Source organism: Prochlorococcus marinus XMU1404, from assembly GCF_017696175.1.
Lineage (GTDB): Bacteria > Cyanobacteriota > Cyanobacteriia > PCC-6307 > Cyanobiaceae > Prochlorococcus_A > Prochlorococcus_A marinus_X.
Window position 1 is genome coordinate 245308 of the sequence record NZ_JAAORE010000002.1, and the last position, 17564, is coordinate 262871.

Here is a 17564-nt window from a genome sequence, read left to right on the forward strand (position 1 = left end):
TTTAAGTATCTAAAGAACCGTTAACCAATGAATTGAAACCATGTGCAATTCTGTACCCTGAATAAGATACTAATTTGACATCAGTTGTATCTCCAGGTTCAAATCTAATTGCTGTTCCTGCAGGAATGTCAAGACGCATACCAAGTGTTAATTCTCGATCAAAAATTAAAGCCTTGTTAGCTTCAAAAAAATGATAATGAGATCCAACTTGTACAGGTCTATCTCCAGAATTAGAAACTTTTACTGTTTTAACTTCCTTACCAAGATTTAATTCGATTTCACCTTGTTCAGGAATTATTTCGCCAGGAATTAAATTACTCATAACTAGTTAATCGGATTGTGGATAGTAACTAACTTTGTCCCATCTGGGAAAACTGCTTCTATTTGGACTTCATCAACCATTTCAGGAATCCCCTCCATAACTTGTGATTTTGAAAGCCAAGTAGTTCCCTCTGACATTAATTGACTTACACTTTTTCCATCTCGAGCTCCTTCAAGAACTTGAAAACTCAAAAAAGCAATTGCTTCAGGATAATTAAGCTTAAGACCTCGACTAAGTCTTCTTTCAGCTAAGAGAGCAGCAGAAAAAATCAATAATTTATCCTTTTCTTGAGGTGAAAGATGCATAATAAAAAATTAATCTATAAATTCTTAAAAAAGGTTCTTTCTGAACATAATTAATAATTCATAGAATCTTGTAAAGGCCATACACCTTGATATTTTGGCTCACAAAATCCACTAACAGACCTAATTTGTTTCCAAATACAAAAAAAACATTTCCTAGCTTCTTGAGAAGAACTCCCCAGGAATCTTACAGAGATTCCATTTTCAAGGATTCCAATAGATAAATTATTATTAGTTTCATTGAAAATCTTTTTTATATTTCCCACAAGTTTATTTATTTTTGACGTAGAAAAATCTTTTTCGCAAATCCAAATTAAAGAACCAAAAACAGGCATGTAATCCATACCTGACTTGGCCGCATAACTTGCCTTAGATAATTCAATTTGATCAACATATTCCCAATCATCATATAAATCATTATTTCTCATAATTTCTAATTTAGACCTAAAAACTCCACTCTCAATAGATTCTCTAGAAGAAGATCTTCCAAGTCTTATCAAATCAGTAAATAAAAAACTTGAAGTTTCTGAAATAGATACTTTAAACTTTTGCTCATATAAACCATTTGCAAAGATAATTGTTTCTTGAGGGAGATATTCCAAATGAGAATTATCAAGAATATTTATGAGATTTTTTTGCTTTGAAAAAGTTCCTTTAGGATTGATTTTAGATATCCCAACTGATCCATATACTTTCTGAGCTGAAGAAGTAGTCAACAATACCTTGGAGTTTTTTTCAAGATTTACCTCAAACTCAAGTAAATCGCCGCCAACCAATCCCCCTGCAGTATGCAGAACAGGTAAAATGCACCTGCCCTCCTTATCATGAGTAGACTTTAATAACTTGTAAGGAGAAGTTGATTTAGATTTAAAGATTGTTTTATCAACATTTCCTAAACTTGCTTTATTATTGAAAAAATTTAAGAAACAATTACCTTCCCAAGAAGTTTTAATCATAAATTGTTTTCTTTAATTACTAAATTAAAGTAACCAAAAATTTTGATTATGAGAATGAATAAACAAATTGTTGTAACTGATTGGATTAAGGAAAAACCAAAATTAGGTTCATTTTTAAAACTTACCCTAAGTTCAGATGAAAGAAGAATCTTACGAGGAAAAAGATTAACTGATTGTGATCAAGAAATAATTTTACAATTACCTAGAGATGGCAAATTAAATGATGGAGATATTCTTTCAACTAATGAGTCCAATTTTTATGTAGAGATAATTGCCAAAACAGAAAATTTAATTGAAATAAGTTCAAATTCTAAAATTGAACTTATTAAAACTGCTTATCATCTTGGTAATAGGCACGTAGAAGTAGAAATCGAAGAAAGCATTCTTCTAACAAAAAGTGACTATGTTATTAAAAATATGCTTCTTAATTTTAAAGTTGATTTAAAAAATACGAAAAAAAAGTTTTTTCCGGAAAGAGGTGCCCATAGTCATGAGTAAAAGTCACTTATTAAAATATTTATTAATAAGTCCTAACTTACCAGTTGGAGGATTTTGTTATTCGGAGGGAATGGAGAGTTTTCTTCATAATAAAAATTTAACAGATTCAAATTCGGTAAAAGAATTAATCATAAGTGAACTAGAAATTGGTCAGATAAGACTAGATGCAAGACTTTTACTAGATTTTTTTGATATTTTCAATGAGATCAACGATCGCAAAAATTTAAAAGGTAACTTGCAAAAGCTAATGAGTTTGGATAAATGGATCCTCTCATCAAAGGACTCTCTCGAAATTAGAGAACAACAAATTCAAATGGCAAAATCTCTCTTTGATTTAACCAAAGAATTTGGATTTGAATATCTATATGAAAATAATAAAAAAAGCTCCTGGTCATTAGCGTGGAGTTGGGCTTGTTATTGTTTTGAAATTACCAAGTTAGAAATGGTTGAGAATTTTTTCTATGCGTGGAGTGCAAACCAACTTAGTGCTGCGTTAAGAATTATTCCTATTGGATCCACAAAAGCACAATTAATTCAGAGAGACTTATTAGCAATAATTTCAAAAGTTTCTAAAGAAATTATGGACAAAGAAATCGATGACATCTATTTTGGCAATGTAGGTTTAGCTATGGCACAACAAAATCATAATGACCTTTATACAAAACTTTTTAGAAATTAATTTATGAGCAGCAAATTGAGAGTAGGGGTTGCTGGGCCTGTAGGTTCAGGGAAAACTGCATTAGTAGAGACTCTATGCTTAAGCCTGAAAAAAAATTATGAGATAGCAATTGTCACAAATGATATCTACACCAAAGAAGATGCTAACTTTCTAATAAATAAAAAGGTTTTAGAGGAAGGAAGGATTATTGGCGTGGAAACAGGAGGTTGTCCACATACAGCGATAAGAGAGGATTGTTCATTAAATAAAAATGCAGTTTTAGATTTAGAAAATAAATATAATCCTTTAGATTTTGTTTTTGTAGAAAGTGGAGGTGATAATTTAGCATCTAGTTTTAGTCCAGAACTTGTAGATATATCAATATATGTAATTGATGTATCTGCTGGAGACAAAATTCCTAGAAAAGGGGGGCCAGGGATAACAAGGTCGGATTTATTATTAATAAACAAAATTGACTTAGCAGATAAAGTTGGTGCAGATTTAAATATTATGAAAAGTGATACTGAATTTATGCGACAAGGGAAACCTTGGTTTTTTACCAACCTAAGTATAGGCATAGGAGTTGAAGAAATAACTCAATTTTTAGAATCACATATACCCAACAATCGAAAATAGAAAAAATGTTCATTACTAATATATTGGATTCAACAAAAAGTTACGACTGATACAAAACGAATCCTCACTCGTTAATAACTTTTACTTTATCCCCCTAACGAGGGTCAATTACCTAATTTATCCTAATTCATGAGAATTTCAAGGCGTATTTTGGCAGGTTTAGCTACTGCCTCACTTGCGGTCACAGCAACTTCGTGTGGTGGAGGCGGAACCTCCGGAAGTTTCGATGACACAGTAACCGTTGGTATTTTGCATTCGTTATCCGGAACAATGGCTATCTCTGAATCAACTCTTGTTGATACAGAAAAAATGGCTATTGAAGAGATAAATGCTGCTGGTGGTGTTACAGTTGGCGGCAAAAGCTACAAAATAGAATACATAGTTGAAGATGGTGCATCTGACTGGCCTACTTTTGCTGAAAAATCAAAGAAACTTATAGACCAAGACGGAGTTCCTGTCGTATTTGGTGGATGGACATCTGCAAGTAGAAAGGCAATGTTACCTGTCTACGAATCAAAAGATGCGTTTCTCTACTATCCAATTCAATATGAAGCTCAAGAATGTTCTAACAACATTTTCTATACAGGAGCCACACCAAACCAACAATCTGAACCCGCTACAGATTTCATGTATAAGCGTTCTCCCGCAGCTGGTGGAGATTTCTTCCTTGTAGGTTCTGATTATGTTTTCCCAAGAACTTCAAATACAATCACAAAAGCTCAGGTAAAACAGTTAGGCGGTAAAGTTGTTGGAGAAGATTACCTTCCATTAGGAAATACTGAAGTTGCTCCAATTATCTCAAAAATCAAAAAGGCGCTTCCTGAAGGTGGAATAATCATTAATACACTTAATGGTGACCAAAACGTTGCATTCTTCAAACAGATTCAAGACGCAGGTATCACACCTTCGAGTGGCTACTACGTAATGAACTATTCAATTGCTGAAGAAGAGATTAGTACGATTGGTCCTGAGTTCCTTGAAGGTCACTATGGCGCTTGGAACTACATGATGTCAATTGATACTCCTGCATCTAAGAAATTTGCTAAAAGTTTCAAGAAAAGATGGGGAGCAGATCGTGTTGTAGCTGATCCTCAAGAATCAGCTTATAACATGGTTTACTTATGGAAACAAGCAGTTGAAGATGCTGGGACATTCGACGACAACGCAGTAAGAGAAGCCCTAGTTGGACAAAAGTTTGATGCCCCACAAGGTCCGGTTGAAGTTATGCCTAACCATCACTTATCTCAAACAGTAAGAATTGGAGAGATTAATGCAGAGGGTGGCTTTACAATTCTTGAAGAGACAGGAGTTGTTCTTCCTCAAGCATGGAACCAAAAGCATCCAAGCTCAAAGGGATTTGCATGCGATTGGACAGATCCTTCAAAAGGAGAAAAGTATAAGCTTTAATTTAATTAAAACCTATGCTTCAAAATAAAAGGAGGTTAACACCTCCTTTTATTTTATATAAACAAATATTTTCTTTTTCAAATTGGAGTTACTTCTCGACAGTCTTTTTAATGGTGTTGCAATCGGATCTGTACTACTTGTTGCTGCATTAGGTCTTGCGATTGTTTTTGGTCTTATGGGTGTTATTAATCTTGCCCATGGAGAACTTATGATGCTTGGGGCTTACACAACATACGTTACACAATTAATTTTCAAATTACCTATATTAAAACCCTTCTACAATTCATACATAATAGTTTCAATTTTCCTTGCTTTTATTGTTAGTGGAGTAGTAGGCATTCTCCTTGAAAAAACTATTATAAGGAAGCTTTATGGAAGTCCACTAGAAACTCTTCTCGCCACTTGGGGCGTTAGCTTAATTCTTCAACAATTTGTCAGAAGTGTACCATTGGCTTATGGGACCGGTCTAGTTATAAGTCTTATAATTGGTTTATTTTTACCAACAACGTTTCCTCTAAAAATTAAAGAATCAATAAATTTCAAATATTTTAAATTTAGTTCTTGGATATTGGCTGCTTTAACTGGGGTTCTCACCGGTAGCGTTATTTCATCTACTGTAAGCAAACTAAGTAGAGCGAGTGCTCGTAATGTTGATGTAACGGCTCCCTCATGGATGAGAGGTCAAGTAGAAATTTTAGGAACTGCATTTCCTAAAACAAGATTAATGATAATTGTAATTACACTTATCTCTGTAATAGCAATAACATTATTTCTAAATCAAAGTGCTTGGGGGATGCGTATTAGAGCAGTTACTCAGAACCGACAAATGAGTGACTGCCTTGGTATATCTACTGAAAAAGTGGATATAATTACCTTTGGAATAGGATCTGGCTTAGCAGGAGTTGCTGGAGTAGCAGTATCACTATTAGGTTCTGTAGGACCAAATGTTGGCGGAAATTATATAGTTGGTTGTTTTATGGTTGTAGTACTGGGAGGAGTAGGAAATTTATTAGGAACAGTACTTGCTTCCTTTGGAATAGGAATAATGACGGATTTAATTGGAGCTGGAAGGCTCTTATCAATATGGCCAGATATGCCTTTACCACTCTCAAACACAATCAACTTTTTTGCTACAACAAGTATGGCAAGAGTAATGATATTTGCATTAATAGTTATATTCTTGCAATTTAAACCCACAGGTTTATTTCCTCAAAAAGGCAGGATGGTGGAAAACTAATGTCTCTAAGTAAATTTAAATTTGATAAAAGAATAGTATTATCATTCTGGATAATATTAATAGCTCTAATTATTGCAGCACCAACCTTACTCCCTGTATTTAGACTAAATCTTCTTGGTAGATACTTATCTTTGTCCATAGTTGCTCTTGGTGTAGATCTTATCTGGGGATATACAGGTTTACTAAGTCTTGGACAAGGTATATTTTTTGCATTAGGTGGATATTGTGCAGCAATGTATTTGCAAATAACCAGCTCTTCTGAATTCCCAAATAATATTCCTGAATTTTTTGCTTTATATGGTGTTGAAAAATTACCTTTTTTCTGGGAACCGTTTAAATCGCCAATTTTCACATTCTTCGCTATCTGGATAATTCCAGCATTGGTTGCAGGTTTAATTGGATTTCTAGTTTTCAGGAATCGAATCAAAGGGGTTTATTTTTCTATACTTACTCAAGCTTCTCTTCTTGTATTCTTTAACTTCTTTAATGGACAACAAAAACTTATAAATGGAACAAATGGATTAAAAACAGATGTAACACAACTATTTGGTCAGATGGTAGGTTCTGAGTCCATGCAAAGAATATTCTTTTGGATAACGGCCATACTAGTAATAGCCTCATGGTTTTTTGCAAAGTGGGTAGTTAGAGGAAGATTTGGGAATATTCTTATAGGAATAAGAGATGATGAACCAAGAGTTAGGTTTACAGGATATAACCCAGTTATATTCAAGACGATAGTATTTTCTATTGCTGGAGGTCTCGCTGGAATTTCGGGAGCTTTATATACTGTTCAGTCTGGAATAGTATCACCTCAATTTATGACAGTTCCCTTTTCTATAGAAATGGTTATATGGGTTGCTGTTGGAGGTAGGGGAACTTTATTGGGAGCAATACTAGGAGCAGTTTTCATTAACTACGCAAAAAGTCTAGTAAGTGAAGCTTTACCTGCTAGCTGGATGTTTATCCAAGGAGGGTTATTTATCTTAGTTGTAACAGCTCTGCCAGAAGGGGTTTTAGGATGGATTCAAGGAGATGGTCCTAGGAATCTTCTTCAAAGATTTGGTTTGAAAAGGAAGATTGAAACCTATCCAAGCTTAGAAGTTAACAATAAGGAGGGGAATAATGAATAATAATAAAGATCTTCTAAATTTAATAGATATTACTGTTAGTTTCGAGGGTTTTTTAGCTCTCAACAAACTTAATTTAAATTTAAAGAAAGGAGAATTAAGAGCTGTAATAGGACCCAACGGGGCAGGTAAAACAACATTTCTTGATGTAATAACTGGAAAGGTTAAGCCAACAAAAGGTGAAGTAATTTTCAAAGGGAAATCTTTAGTAGGTAGAAAGGAGCATAAGATTGCTCGACTTGGAGTTGGAAGGAAATTCCAAAGTCCAAGAATCTTTGAAAATCTAACAGTTAAAGAAAATCTTGAAATATCAGTGTCAACTCCTAAAAGTCCCTTAAATCTTATAAATAAAAGTATTAAGGATGAGCAGCTTAATGAGATTGAACGTCTTATGAAGATTGTCAATTTAGCTCAAAAAATTGATTCTAAAGCTGGTTCTTTATCACATGGCCAAAAACAATGGCTCGAGATAGCCATGTTATTAGGACAGAAGCCAGATTTAATGTTAGTTGATGAACCTGTCGCTGGTTTAACTGATGAAGAAACTGATCTTACAGCTGATTTATTAAAATCATTATCTGGAGAAAATACTGTAGTGGTAATAGACCACGATATGGAATTTATAAGAAGACTTGATAGTAATGTTTCAGTATTAAATCAAGGCACAGTATTATGCGAGGGGACAATGGAAACTATTCAAAAGGACCAAAAAGTTATTGATGTTTATCTAGGAAGGCCTGAGGATTAGTTATGAAAAACTTACTGGAAATAAAATCATTGAATACATATTATGGCGAAAGTCATATTCTCAGAGATGTAGATTTAAATGTTCAATCAGGAGAAATGGTTTGTTTGATTGGAAGAAATGGAGTTGGCAAAACAACTTTATTGAAATCACTTATTGGTTTGTTAAGACAAAAAAAAGGCGATATTTATTTGATTGGCGAAAATATCAATAGAAAAGCACCTCATCAGAGGGCGAGGAAAGGAATGGCTTACGTTCCTCAAGGAAGAGAAATTATTCCATACCTATCAGTTGAAGAGAATCTTATGTTAGGAATGGAGTCGCTGCCAGGTGGATTATCTAAGAACAAGAAAATAGATCCATTTATTTATGATCTCTTCCCAATCCTAAAAGATTTTCTACAAAGGAAAGGAGGAGATCTCAGTGGTGGACAACAACAGCAACTAGCTATTGCAAGAGCATTGCTGGGCAAACCTAAACTACTACTACTTGACGAACCAACAGAAGGTATTCAACCGAATATAGTTTTAGACATAGAAAACGCAATCAATCAGATAATTAGAGATAAAGGTATTGGTGTTTTATTAGTTGAACAACACCTGCATTTTGTAAGACAAGCCAATAGATATTATGCGATGCAACGTGGAGGTATTGTTGCTAGCGGAAATACTAGTGAATTGAGTCAAGCAGTAATTGATAAATTCTTAAGTGTTTAAATAAATTATTATTATGAATCACTAAAAAGATTTATTCATATTTCACATCTTATAAGGTCAATACTGTTTGGATGTGCATTAATATACTTATTAAATTCCATAGCAAGAGTTCTAGCCTCGAATGCATCAAAAGCATAAAAACAATTTTCTAATCTAATATTTTGATAGTCACGATAATGAACAGTATATGGTTTAAGAGTATTATTTTTTATCATTTTAATTTGCAAAATAGCAGTAGTTTATATTTCAACAATGCATAAGTTTTTGAATTAAAAGTATGTCTTTTGTTGTTATCAATATATATTTAATTATTTATGTATTTAAAGACACTTTATTAAAGGGTAAAAGTAATTAATTCCTTTTTTTTTTATTTTTAGAATAATGCTTATTACCTTCTATTAAAAAAACAAATTTGGACAAAATAAAGCCAAAAAATGGGACCCATATCTTTTCATATAAAAATTTCATAAAAAATTAAGCAGCCAGTGAATCTTTATCACTAAATTCATTTGTATTTATTACCCTCAAATCTATTGAATTAAATATATGTTGCATGAGTAAGAAATCAAGTTCACCTTTCAATAAATCAACCTCGCAATCTAATAGATCATCAACAAAATCATCAAAAGTATTTGAATAGGTAGTCACGACAAAAATTTATTTTTGTCATTATCATCGTATAAACAATAAAAGTCAACCAAATATATAAATAAAAATAGTAGTTACTAATAATTAATATTTAATTAACTCGAAGTAACCATTTTTATTCAACAAGTATTTATCAAACCATAAACTTAATAGATTATCTAAGCCAATACCATTCATATTATTTATTTGAGAAGTCTTATAGTCAGAAAGTGCAAGCAGTAAATAAGGAAAAATCATATCAGAAACCCCTTTTGGGAGTTTTTCTAAAGGCACCCCATGTGCTCTATCCCATAAAATTTGCATATCTTGAGAAAACAAAGAGCTCCAATAACTAAAGTTGCAATATAATTTTTCAGGAGGCAATAGATTTATAGATAAATTTGGGAATGATGAATTCATAACAATTTGATAATTTATGGATTAATTGATTTCAGTGCTTTGAAACGGGAATAAATACTTTTAATTAAGAAAATCTCCAATAAATACACATTAAAAGTAACGCACAGTGCATAACTTTGCAACACTTTTAATTATTATAATCATCCATCATTTTCTGAAATTTAAGAAAAGTTAGAAACTTTTTATAAGTTTCCGAATCAAAATTATCTGTATCAGACTTTTTCAGATTAGTTGTTTCACCAGTTTTTTTATTAAATATACCTCTTTTATCAAGTGCTTCCTCAACTAAAATACTAATTATTTTTGAATTACTCAAATTGTTCTCCAGACTCAATTTATCAATTATTTTCATCACATCATCCCTTGGAATAAAACCAACTCTTTTTTTCTTAGTAGGCATCTAAAATTAATTTAAGGTTCAGCACTTGACTGTAATAAGTGTTGCACTATATTCATAATACGTCAATCAAATTAAAATGATTTTACCGACAACCTTATTTTTTGTAGCAATTGGATATCTTTTTTACAATTCAAAAAAAGAAATCTTGCAAGATTATGAATCACCCTTAGAAAACACAAAAGAGAATGATGATTTATATAAAGACTTAGAGGATCTTTTTATATAAGACTTCTGAATCATACTTTAAGAACTTTGTTTCATAACTAAAGCAATGCAAAACATTTAAGCATAATTAGAATATAAAAAAAAATACTATGACTGTTCATCAAGAGTACGAAATAAAAATCAATCTAAATGAATTGATAGAGAAAAGGATCCCTTGCTGTGATTTGCTTCATCCACAGCATTGTTTAACTGAAAAACAAGTCTCTGAAATTGCACATGACATTCGTATGGATTTAAATTTGCATGATCTTTATAGGCAGGTAGATCAGCACATCATGAAATATGTTAATGCGGCTGGCATTGATAACAAAGATCATTGGGTTGAACCACAACTTCCAGATTTGGAAAGAGATTTAAAAGAAGAAGTAGGTATAGAGTTTGATTAATCCTTTTTTTTAACTACTAATATATGTATTTTTTTTCTAAATCATCTATTAATTTATAAATACTTTTAGCTGATCTTTTTCTTTTCTTGAGAATTGTAAAAACTATAAATGCAATAAATACTATGATAATAGGGGTGAAAATTATGAATTCATAATTCATAGCCATCAAATAATAATGATCTAATATTTAAGTTATTAAAATGTGCAAATCAATAAAATAGGTACTTTATACAAATTATTTTCACAATAAAAAATTAAGATTTCCTATAAAAAAAAGAAAGTATAAAAAATTCTTTATAGATTATTTACCAAACAAAATTTAATACTAATGCTAGTGATTAATTATTTTGCCTTAACAATCAGTGAGATGGGGATTGGTAAAATGGAGTTAGCCGTTATTGGAACTGTAGTTTTATTATTTCCAATATTGTTTATTTATGCATCTAAAAACCTTGATGCAAAGGGGGTTTTCGAATGGATGATGGAGAAACCCAATGATTGGATAGGTAAAAAATAAAACTTTAACAATATCCTCTTTCTAATCTAATTTTAAATTTTCTAAACTACTAAAAGCAAAGTCATAAATTTGGCACTTATTTTCTAAATCATTAACTATTGAATTTTTTAGCAGAGAATAATCTATCAACTTATTGAGTTTATTATTTTTAAATTCCTTATTAGTCTCTCCAGTAGCAAATGCCAAAGCTCCTTCATAAGAAATACCGAATTTAGTAGTGTTACAGTAAGTTCTAGTGAATTTATTAGAAATCTTTTTAGTATATTTCTCAATACTTTTAGAGGTTACATCTACTGAGTAAACTGGACTACTAAACAGAAGAAGAAAAGTTAGAGTAAATATCGCAAAAACTTTTTTGATCATAATATTTCATGAATTGCAAATTTAATATAATTAAGAATTACTAAATGCTGATAATGTTTTATTAAAAATTATAGAAATTGAAAATTTTTATTTGATCAAGAGATATTTCATATTTTGGAACTTAAAAACTCTCTAAATAAATATCTTATAGTTTTAAATTTTTTTGATAATATTTTTTAAAAAACGCTTTATTGCTTTTGACATAATTAAACAATACATATCAATAGTTACACAAACCAAAAAATTCTTAAGTATTCAATAAATAATTATCCAAAAGTAAATAAATTAATTATTAAATATATATATTGAGCTATGGAAATGTATTTGAACATGAATTATTCTTTATAGTAAGAAACAAATACAAAATTAATATGACATTACCAGAATTTATATATGCTCCTATTGATGGCGGAACAATACATAAATATGAAATTAGCGGTGGTAAGAGAAAATTCTTGAGATTTATAGGTTGTTATTTGGGCCAGTGCAATTTCCACAAAAATATTGATGATGCTATTGATTACATAAAAAATTTGAAAGAATCACAAAAGATACAAAAAACATGAAATTAATATACATAAATACTACAGGTAATCAGTATTTTTAAAGAACTACATAATTATTGCTACAAATAATAGAGAATTTTCTTTTTATAAGAAATTGATTATTTACTTGAGTTATAGTTCCCAAAGATAAACAGTCAATTAAAAAAAGAAATTAATTTATGGAAAACAGACAAATTAATTTTTTTAAATCAAAAGACTTTAATACCGTTCTTAAGCCATTTAAAAAAGGAACGGTAGTAAAAATTGACTCATTTGATGTTAGAGAAAATCAAAATGAATTAAAAGTTGGTTTATTAGGTTGGTATGCAATTTGTCCCTCAAAAGAACTAAAAAAAAATAAACTCCATTATTTTTCACTCTATGAGGAGCCGCTTGTTCTTTATAGAGATGAGAATGAAAACGTTAGGTGCATAAAAAATATTTGTCCACATAGAGGGGCTTCCTTTTTTGGAGGAACATTATCAGATGGAGTAATAACCTGTCCATATCATGGAGCTAAGTTCTCATCTGGGGGAAGTTGCCAAAATCTGGATAGAATCACATGCAGCCATATAGTTGATAATAACTACGATAACTACGCCAAAAGAATTCATTTATCTCAATACAAAACTTCAGAAATAAATGGATATATTTTTGTACAATTTTCTAAAAAATCTGAGACTGATTTAAATAATATAAGTGAAGATACACCTATAAGTAACTACGAATTATATGAAAATGGTTTTTCACATAAGGATTATGTCTTTGAGGAGGTATTAGTTGATTTCAAATGTGATTGGTCAAGGATTATCGAAAATCACTTAGATATCCTTCACATCTTTTGGGTTCATGGCGATACTATCCCTGATAAAGATGTTAATAAAAACGTACTAGTTAGTTTTAACCAGAAAATTAATATTAATCCTAAATACATTGAAAGTATTTATTTTTACAAGAACGACCCTACAAAAGAATTTATCCGGATTAAATACATTCCACCTGGAAGGATATTAATTTACAAAGGGGATCCTTCCTCATCAAGATATTTACAAGTTTTAGACCATATACCACTAGGTAATAACAAAGCAAGAGTAATAGTTAGACACTATAGGAAGTTTTTAAGAAATAAACTACTTAATAACCTCTTATTATTTAAAGAAACTCAAAGAAAAATTTTTTATAAGATATTTGATGAGGATTATATGATTTTAAAAACACAAACATATAACCACAATATGGGATTTATTAGTAAGGACGAAATAAAATTATTGGGAGAAGACAGAATAATAAATTATTTCTGGAAATGGTACAAGAAGTCTGAAGATAAAGATCTACCATGGAAAAATATTAATAAAACCCAAAATCTTAATGTATATGACGAAGTAATATTGAAATATCCACCTGAAATAAAGAAGTTAGAAAATATAAATAATTTAGATATCATAAGAAAAACATTTGTACGATTTGCTGCTCCTTTAATATTTTTTATGTTAATAATATAAATTTATGAAGAAAGTAAATAGACCTTCGTGGTTGAATTGGCTTTATCTTTTTATATTTATTTTAAGTTCAATTCAATTGGTTATATTTTGGAGTAATAAGTTTTAGTGGTTAATAATTTTTGGTTTGAGGCAAAAAACATAAATTGTTTTAAAAATGGTGTTAGAGTAATTAAAGATTTAAATCTAAAGATATCGCATTCAGAAAATGTAATATTAATTGGACCAAATGGTTCAGGTAAATCATCCTTAATAGAGTTAATTAATAGAAACATATATCCAGTAATAGCGAACGAATCGAAACTAAAAATATTTGATAAAGAACTTATAAATCTATGGGAACTAAGAAAAAGAATAAGTACTGTAAATAATGAAATTAAAAATAGAATAAATCCATATCTACAAGTTTTTGATTTAATTTTAAGTGGATTATATGGAAGGTATTGTTACATACAAAATAAATCTGAAAGTGACTTTTATAAGGTAGAAGAATTTATGAATAAAATGAACATAAAAAATTTATCTAATAAATATTTTTCCTATTTATCAGATGGAGAAAAACAAATTTCACTCATTGCTAGGGCGTTAATAAAAAAACCAGATGTCTTAATCCTAGATGAACCAATTGCAAATTTAGACTATAAATCAAAGTTTTTTATAGTAGATAAGATTAATGAATTATCAAAATTAAATACCAAAATTTTATGTGTAACACATGATATTTCAATGATTACAGAAATTTATGATCGTGTCATAATGCTAAAAGATGGTAAGATAATCGCTGATGGTTATCAAAATAAAGTTATAAATCGTGAAAATCTTAAAAATTTATATGGTATTGAAGTAGAGGTAACTAAAAAAAATGGATATTGGAATATAAACAGATTATCTAAATAATAATTATAAAAATAACTAAAGCGATAGCAATAAATACAAATTTTTTGCTTTTTAAAAAAGAAGAGGATTTATTTTTAAATGAAGAAGAGCCACATCTCGAGCACACAATCTTACCCCCTAAAGATCGATCTGAGACGAATGAAGAACATCCACAATTAAAACAAACCCTATTTAAGCTCATCTATAATAAAATTTTAAGCAATTTTAATTTAATTATATTGCTTAAACAATGTAAAGAAAAACTTCAAATTAAATATGATAATGAGAATCTATTGCAATAAGGTTTCTTTTAGTGCATAATTGATAATAATTCTCATTATCATATTTAATTTAATGAATTTCCATAGTTATGGAGAATCCCCCTCAAAATCAGTAAGGATAATAACTGGACAATCCGTTTTAATTGACCCTTCATCAAGACCAAAAGGTACATGTCTAGAAGTAGAAAATGGAATTGCTAGAGTTTACTGCCCTTGCGAAGAAACGGAAGGTATGACACTCGCTTTCTTACAATCAGGGGATCAATTAAGAACGGACCTTTTATGTAGTGAGGGTGTCTGTGTTGAGGCTTTAACAGATTTATCGTTTCATAGTAATGTAAATATTGATCCGAATATTGGTTTCGATGCAGTTAATGAATGGACTTTACAACTCCTTAGAATTAGACACTTAGGTAATGCAGAACAGCGGTTACAAGCGCTGTTTTCAATACTAGTAAATCGTTTAGGTAGAAGATGTGGCCAATGGTGCGAGTTACCTTTTAGGTTGACTCACGAGAGGATTGGTGAACTAATCGGTTCTACACGGGTAACATCAACAAGATTAATTTCTAAATTAAGATCATCTGAGTTATTACTAGCTCCTATTGGAACCCAAACAGTCAGTGTTGCGCCTTCTTTTATTGAAACATCGCCACTATAAGAACATGAAGGAATCACAATCAATTACTAACAACTTGCTAATGGAAGTAGATGTTCTATCAAATAGACTCAGAAATATAAAACAATCTTTCAAAACTACCGATAATAAAGCTTTGAAAGAAAGGTTATTTTCTGAAAATAAAAATATTTTTAAAAGAGTTAATGAGATCTATAAAATAGCTGAGCTCTTAAATAAAAAAAATAATGAGGAAATTAACTTTTCTAATTTACTTGTTGAAATAACTAAAAGAACTTTGAATGAAAGTAAATTTAAAACTAATTTATTTTTTCTTTAAATCACTATCTATCAATAAGATTGCAGAAGGTTGATTAGAAGCAAACTTTACTTTGCCAAGTATATTTGCGAATTCATCTTCTGATTTAGTTTGAGCCTCAACAATTGGATCTAAAAATACGTTAGTTCTTGTATCTGAAATTCTCTCTGCAATAGAATAAAGTTGTTGTAAAGATGAAGTTAAATCAGCCTCCATGTTAAAAGAATAAGAAATAAGATCTTCTATTGAATCCCATGTTTGAACTGGTGCAGGAATTTCATCTAATTTTACGCTTTGTCCTCTTGCGATTAAGTAATCTGCAAATTTCTGGGCGTGCTCCATTTCACCTAGTGATTCACTTAGAAAATGAGAGGCAAATCCATTTAAATCACGTTCTTGAAACCAAAGATACATAGAGAAATATTGAACATTGGCATATCTTTCCATCGTTAGATGTTCAAAAATGTTATCCAATAAACTATTGTCTATGGGTTGAGCAACTGCTCTTCCAGACGGTCCAAAATTAATTAATTTCTTAGTTGTTAAATTATTTTCATTCATTTTCGAATTAGAAACTATATAAATAATACAACATTTTGTATAAATTAGTAATTGATTAATCCTTTAAATTAAATAAAATAATATGATAATGAAAATCAATCGCAATACTATAAATGAATATAGAATACAGTTTTTCTGAACTGCTATTAGTTAATAAAATATATTCAAGTAAAAAAAAGAAATGTAAAAAGAAAAAATGCTCTAATTGGAAGGGGGGTAAGTGTAATTGCCTATAATTAAAAATTATATATATACCTTATGTGCTCCAGGATATAAAAAATAATAACTATTTTTATTAATAGAAAGAGAACATTTATCACCATAATTTAGGAGATTATTAATATCAGTTCTAACCCTCAATATGTCTTCATTAATAGATACTTTATATATAAGATATTCTCCAAGAAATTCTTTAGATATTACATTGGCATTTCCAGATTCTGATCTTTCAATTGAAATAAATTTAGGCGAAATTGACATACTATCGATATACATTTTGTTTAATAGCCCTGAACTATCTATTTCCCCTAAACATGAAAAAAATGTATTACCTTTCTTTTTAAGATTAATTATATTATTTCCTAAAATAAAACTACTAACAAATTTAGTTTTGGGATTATTTAAAAGGTTAATTGGTCTATCAATTTGATGTATTTTACCTTCATTCATAACGGCAACTTTATCGCAAATTGACATAGCTTCTTCAGGATCATGAGTAACCATTAATCCACTTGCATTACAACCTCTTAAAATGTTTGGTAGTTCACTTCTCAATTTTAGTTTGACATGCATATCAAGACTACAAAATGGTTCATCTAATAAAATAAAACCTGTACCTGGAGCAAGAGCTCTTGCAATAGCGAGTCGTTGTTTTTGGCCTCCAGACAATTGATGTGGGTATCTTCCTACAAAACTATCAAGACCAACAATATTTAATAAGTAGTCAACTCTAGTTTTATCTTTCTTGTTCTTCAAACCAAACATTACATTTTCCATAACAGTTAAGTGCGGGAAAAGTGCGTAATCTTGAAAAACCATACCAATATTCCTTTTCTCAGGGCAAAGAATTCTTTTGCTATTTGAAATCTCTATACCATTTAGAGAAATCTTTCCTAATGAGGGATATTCGAAACCTGCGATTAATCTTAAAAGAGTAGTCTTTCCACACCCGGAAGGGCCAAGCAAACCTAATAATTCACCATTTTTAATTTTCAGGTTAACTTCATTCAATATCCAATTTGAATATTCTTGATTATCATATTTATGATGCAAATCATCAATTATTAATGCATCATTATTCACAAAAAACTACTTCTTTAAAACTT

25 protein-coding genes are annotated in these 17564 nt (G+C 30.2%); 15 read left to right on the top strand and 10 right to left on the bottom strand.

Going from position 1 to position 17564, the window contains the following annotated elements; translation table 11 throughout:
* Position 1: 1 nt before the first annotated feature.
* Genes HA144_RS04955 through HA144_RS04965 form a run of 3 tightly spaced genes read right to left on the bottom strand, consistent with a single transcriptional unit; the run spans position 2 to position 1580 of the window.
* Positions 2 to 322, bottom strand: a complete 321-nt coding sequence (locus HA144_RS04955; RefSeq protein ID WP_209043007.1) for an urease subunit beta — start codon at positions 320 to 322, stop codon at positions 2 to 4.
* A gap of 2 nt (positions 323 to 324) precedes the next feature.
* On the bottom strand, positions 325 to 627 hold the full coding sequence (locus HA144_RS04960; RefSeq protein ID WP_100883586.1) for an urease subunit gamma: 303 nt from the start codon (positions 625 to 627) through the stop codon (positions 325 to 327).
* Positions 628 to 677: 50 nt separating this feature from the next.
* Positions 678 to 1580 (bottom strand): urease accessory protein UreD, encoded by a 903-nt coding sequence (locus tag HA144_RS04965; protein ID WP_209043008.1) that lies wholly within the window; start codon positions 1578 to 1580, stop codon positions 678 to 680.
* Between the two features lie 48 nt (positions 1581 to 1628).
* Between HA144_RS04965 and ureE the strand changes: the two genes are divergently transcribed.
* From ureE to urtE, 8 genes are all read left to right on the top strand, one after another.
* The gene (gene ureE / locus HA144_RS04970; protein ID WP_209043009.1) at positions 1629 to 2078 is read left to right on the top strand and encodes an urease accessory protein UreE; all 450 of its coding nucleotides are present in this window, start codon (positions 1629 to 1631) and stop codon (positions 2076 to 2078) included.
* Positions 2071 to 2757 (top strand): urease accessory protein UreF, encoded by a 687-nt coding sequence (locus tag HA144_RS04975; RefSeq protein WP_209043010.1) that lies wholly within the window; start codon positions 2071 to 2073, stop codon positions 2755 to 2757. Before ureE ends, HA144_RS04975 begins: the two co-directional genes overlap by 8 nt.
* A 3-nt stretch (positions 2758 to 2760) precedes the next feature.
* On the top strand, positions 2761 to 3372 hold the full coding sequence (gene ureG / locus HA144_RS04980) for an urease accessory protein UreG (protein WP_209043011.1): 612 nt from the start codon (positions 2761 to 2763) through the stop codon (positions 3370 to 3372).
* A 129-nt stretch (positions 3373 to 3501) separates the two neighbouring features.
* Positions 3502 to 4779, top strand: a complete 1278-nt coding sequence (gene urtA, locus HA144_RS04985) for an urea ABC transporter substrate-binding protein (protein WP_209043012.1) — start codon at positions 3502 to 3504, stop codon at positions 4777 to 4779.
* A gap of 82 nt (positions 4780 to 4861) precedes the next feature.
* Positions 4862 to 6016: an urea ABC transporter permease subunit UrtB gene (gene urtB, locus HA144_RS04990; protein ID WP_209043013.1), complete on the top strand. Its 1155-nt coding sequence runs from the start codon at positions 4862 to 4864 to the stop codon at positions 6014 to 6016.
* Positions 6016 to 7146 carry an urea ABC transporter permease subunit UrtC gene (gene urtC / locus HA144_RS04995; protein ID WP_209043014.1) on the top strand — a complete coding sequence of 377 codons (1131 nt, stop codon included), beginning with the start codon at positions 6016 to 6018 and terminating at the stop codon, positions 7144 to 7146. Before urtB ends, urtC begins: the two co-directional genes overlap by 1 nt.
* The gene (gene urtD, locus HA144_RS05000) at positions 7139 to 7891 is read left to right on the top strand and encodes an urea ABC transporter ATP-binding protein UrtD (protein WP_209043015.1); all 753 of its coding nucleotides are present in this window, start codon (positions 7139 to 7141) and stop codon (positions 7889 to 7891) included. The genes urtC and urtD overlap by 8 nt, the downstream gene beginning before the upstream one ends.
* Before the next feature lie 2 nt (positions 7892 to 7893).
* Positions 7894 to 8604: an urea ABC transporter ATP-binding subunit UrtE gene (urtE, locus tag HA144_RS05005; RefSeq protein WP_209043016.1), complete on the top strand. Its 711-nt coding sequence runs from the start codon at positions 7894 to 7896 to the stop codon at positions 8602 to 8604.
* 35 nt (positions 8605 to 8639) lie between these two features.
* On the opposite strand, the gene HA144_RS05010 is transcribed toward urtE, so the two are convergent.
* From HA144_RS05010 to HA144_RS05025, 4 genes are all read right to left on the bottom strand, one after another.
* Entirely contained in the window at positions 8640 to 8819 is a 180-nt protein-coding gene (locus HA144_RS05010) for a hypothetical protein (RefSeq protein WP_209043017.1), read from the bottom strand.
* Between the two features lie 259 nt (positions 8820 to 9078).
* Entirely contained in the window at positions 9079 to 9252 is a 174-nt protein-coding gene (locus HA144_RS05015) for a hypothetical protein (RefSeq protein ID WP_209043018.1), read from the bottom strand.
* A gap of 84 nt (positions 9253 to 9336) precedes the next feature.
* Positions 9337 to 9651: a hypothetical protein gene (locus HA144_RS05020; RefSeq protein ID WP_209043019.1), complete on the bottom strand. Its 315-nt coding sequence runs from the start codon at positions 9649 to 9651 to the stop codon at positions 9337 to 9339.
* Positions 9652 to 9778: 127 nt separating this feature from the next.
* A complete protein-coding gene (locus tag HA144_RS05025) occupies positions 9779 to 10051 on the bottom strand; it encodes a hypothetical protein (protein ID WP_209043020.1) in 273 nt (90 codons plus the stop codon).
* Between the two features lie 314 nt (positions 10052 to 10365).
* On the opposite strand from HA144_RS05025, the gene HA144_RS05030 reads away from it, so the two are divergent.
* Both HA144_RS05030 and HA144_RS05035 read left to right on the top strand, forming a co-directional pair.
* The gene (locus HA144_RS05030) at positions 10366 to 10662 is read left to right on the top strand and encodes a hypothetical protein (protein WP_209043021.1); all 297 of its coding nucleotides are present in this window, start codon (positions 10366 to 10368) and stop codon (positions 10660 to 10662) included.
* A 328-nt stretch (positions 10663 to 10990) separates the two neighbouring features.
* Entirely contained in the window at positions 10991 to 11179 is a 189-nt protein-coding gene (locus HA144_RS05035; RefSeq protein WP_245152836.1) for a hypothetical protein, read from the top strand.
* A 21-nt stretch (positions 11180 to 11200) separates the two neighbouring features.
* Here the strand turns inward: HA144_RS05035 and HA144_RS05040 are convergent, their stop codons facing one another.
* A complete protein-coding gene (locus HA144_RS05040; RefSeq protein ID WP_209043023.1) occupies positions 11201 to 11542 on the bottom strand; it encodes an RNA-binding protein in 342 nt (113 codons plus the stop codon).
* A gap of 371 nt (positions 11543 to 11913) precedes the next feature.
* Between HA144_RS05040 and HA144_RS05045 the strand changes: the two genes are divergently transcribed.
* The 5 genes from HA144_RS05045 (at position 11914) to HA144_RS05065 (ending at position 15699) form a co-directional block, all read left to right on the top strand.
* Positions 11914 to 12108, top strand: coding sequence for a hypothetical protein (locus tag HA144_RS05045; protein WP_209043024.1), 195 nt, complete (start codon positions 11914 to 11916; stop codon positions 12106 to 12108).
* A gap of 158 nt (positions 12109 to 12266) precedes the next feature.
* Positions 12267 to 13589, top strand: coding sequence for a Rieske (2Fe-2S) protein (locus tag HA144_RS05050; protein WP_209043025.1), 1323 nt, complete (start codon positions 12267 to 12269; stop codon positions 13587 to 13589).
* A gap of 105 nt (positions 13590 to 13694) precedes the next feature.
* Positions 13695 to 14483 (top strand): ABC transporter ATP-binding protein, encoded by a 789-nt coding sequence (locus HA144_RS05055; protein ID WP_209043026.1) that lies wholly within the window; start codon positions 13695 to 13697, stop codon positions 14481 to 14483.
* 333 nt (positions 14484 to 14816) lie between these two features.
* Entirely contained in the window at positions 14817 to 15404 is a 588-nt protein-coding gene (locus HA144_RS05060) for a helix-turn-helix domain-containing protein (RefSeq protein WP_209043027.1), read from the top strand.
* Positions 15405 to 15408: 4 nt separating this feature from the next.
* Positions 15409 to 15699, top strand: a complete 291-nt coding sequence (locus HA144_RS05065) for a hypothetical protein (RefSeq protein ID WP_209043028.1) — start codon at positions 15409 to 15411, stop codon at positions 15697 to 15699.
* On the opposite strand, the gene HA144_RS05070 is transcribed toward HA144_RS05065, so the two are convergent.
* A complete protein-coding gene (locus HA144_RS05070; RefSeq protein WP_209043029.1) occupies positions 15685 to 16239 on the bottom strand; it encodes a ferritin in 555 nt (184 codons plus the stop codon). The genes HA144_RS05065 and HA144_RS05070 overlap by 15 nt on opposite strands.
* Positions 16240 to 16482: 243 nt before the next feature.
* Positions 16483 to 17541 (bottom strand): ABC transporter ATP-binding protein, encoded by a 1059-nt coding sequence (locus HA144_RS05075; protein WP_209043030.1) that lies wholly within the window; start codon positions 17539 to 17541, stop codon positions 16483 to 16485.
* Positions 17542 to 17564 lie beyond the last annotated feature (23 nt).

Bases quoted from the DNA above. Each gene is read 5' to 3' on its own strand.
- HA144_RS04955 (WP_209043007.1), bottom strand. From the start codon at position 322: ATGAGTAATTTAATTCCTGGCGAAATAATTCCTGAACAAGGTGAAATC.
- HA144_RS04960 (WP_100883586.1), bottom strand. From the start codon at position 627: ATGCATCTTTCACCTCAAGAAAAGGATAAATTATTGATTTTTTCTGCT.
- HA144_RS04965 (WP_209043008.1), bottom strand. From the start codon at position 1,580: ATGATTAAAACTTCTTGGGAAGGTAATTGTTTCTTAAATTTTTTCAAT.
- ureE (WP_209043009.1), top strand. From the start codon at position 1,629: ATGAGAATGAATAAACAAATTGTTGTAACTGATTGGATTAAGGAAAAA.
- HA144_RS04975 (WP_209043010.1), top strand. From the start codon at position 2,071: ATGAGTAAAAGTCACTTATTAAAATATTTATTAATAAGTCCTAACTTA.
- ureG (WP_209043011.1), top strand. From the start codon at position 2,761: ATGAGCAGCAAATTGAGAGTAGGGGTTGCTGGGCCTGTAGGTTCAGGG.
- urtA (WP_209043012.1), top strand. From the start codon at position 3,502: ATGAGAATTTCAAGGCGTATTTTGGCAGGTTTAGCTACTGCCTCACTT.
- urtC (WP_209043014.1), top strand. From the start codon at position 6,016: ATGTCTCTAAGTAAATTTAAATTTGATAAAAGAATAGTATTATCATTC.
- urtD (WP_209043015.1), top strand. From the start codon at position 7,139: ATGAATAATAATAAAGATCTTCTAAATTTAATAGATATTACTGTTAGT.
- urtE (WP_209043016.1), top strand. From the start codon at position 7,894: ATGAAAAACTTACTGGAAATAAAATCATTGAATACATATTATGGCGAA.
- HA144_RS05010 (WP_209043017.1), bottom strand. From the start codon at position 8,819: ATGATAAAAAATAATACTCTTAAACCATATACTGTTCATTATCGTGAC.
- HA144_RS05020 (WP_209043019.1), bottom strand. From the start codon at position 9,651: ATGAATTCATCATTCCCAAATTTATCTATAAATCTATTGCCTCCTGAA.
- HA144_RS05025 (WP_209043020.1), bottom strand. From the start codon at position 10,051: ATGCCTACTAAGAAAAAAAGAGTTGGTTTTATTCCAAGGGATGATGTG.
- HA144_RS05030 (WP_209043021.1), top strand. From the start codon at position 10,366: ATGACTGTTCATCAAGAGTACGAAATAAAAATCAATCTAAATGAATTG.
- HA144_RS05035 (WP_245152836.1), top strand. From the start codon at position 10,991: ATGCTAGTGATTAATTATTTTGCCTTAACAATCAGTGAGATGGGGATT.
- HA144_RS05040 (WP_209043023.1), bottom strand. From the start codon at position 11,542: ATGATCAAAAAAGTTTTTGCGATATTTACTCTAACTTTTCTTCTTCTG.
- HA144_RS05045 (WP_209043024.1), top strand. From the start codon at position 11,914: ATGACATTACCAGAATTTATATATGCTCCTATTGATGGCGGAACAATA.
- HA144_RS05050 (WP_209043025.1), top strand. From the start codon at position 12,267: ATGGAAAACAGACAAATTAATTTTTTTAAATCAAAAGACTTTAATACC.
- HA144_RS05060 (WP_209043027.1), top strand. From the start codon at position 14,817: ATGAATTTCCATAGTTATGGAGAATCCCCCTCAAAATCAGTAAGGATA.
- HA144_RS05065 (WP_209043028.1), top strand. From the start codon at position 15,409: ATGAAGGAATCACAATCAATTACTAACAACTTGCTAATGGAAGTAGAT.
- HA144_RS05070 (WP_209043029.1), bottom strand. From the start codon at position 16,239: ATGAATGAAAATAATTTAACAACTAAGAAATTAATTAATTTTGGACCG.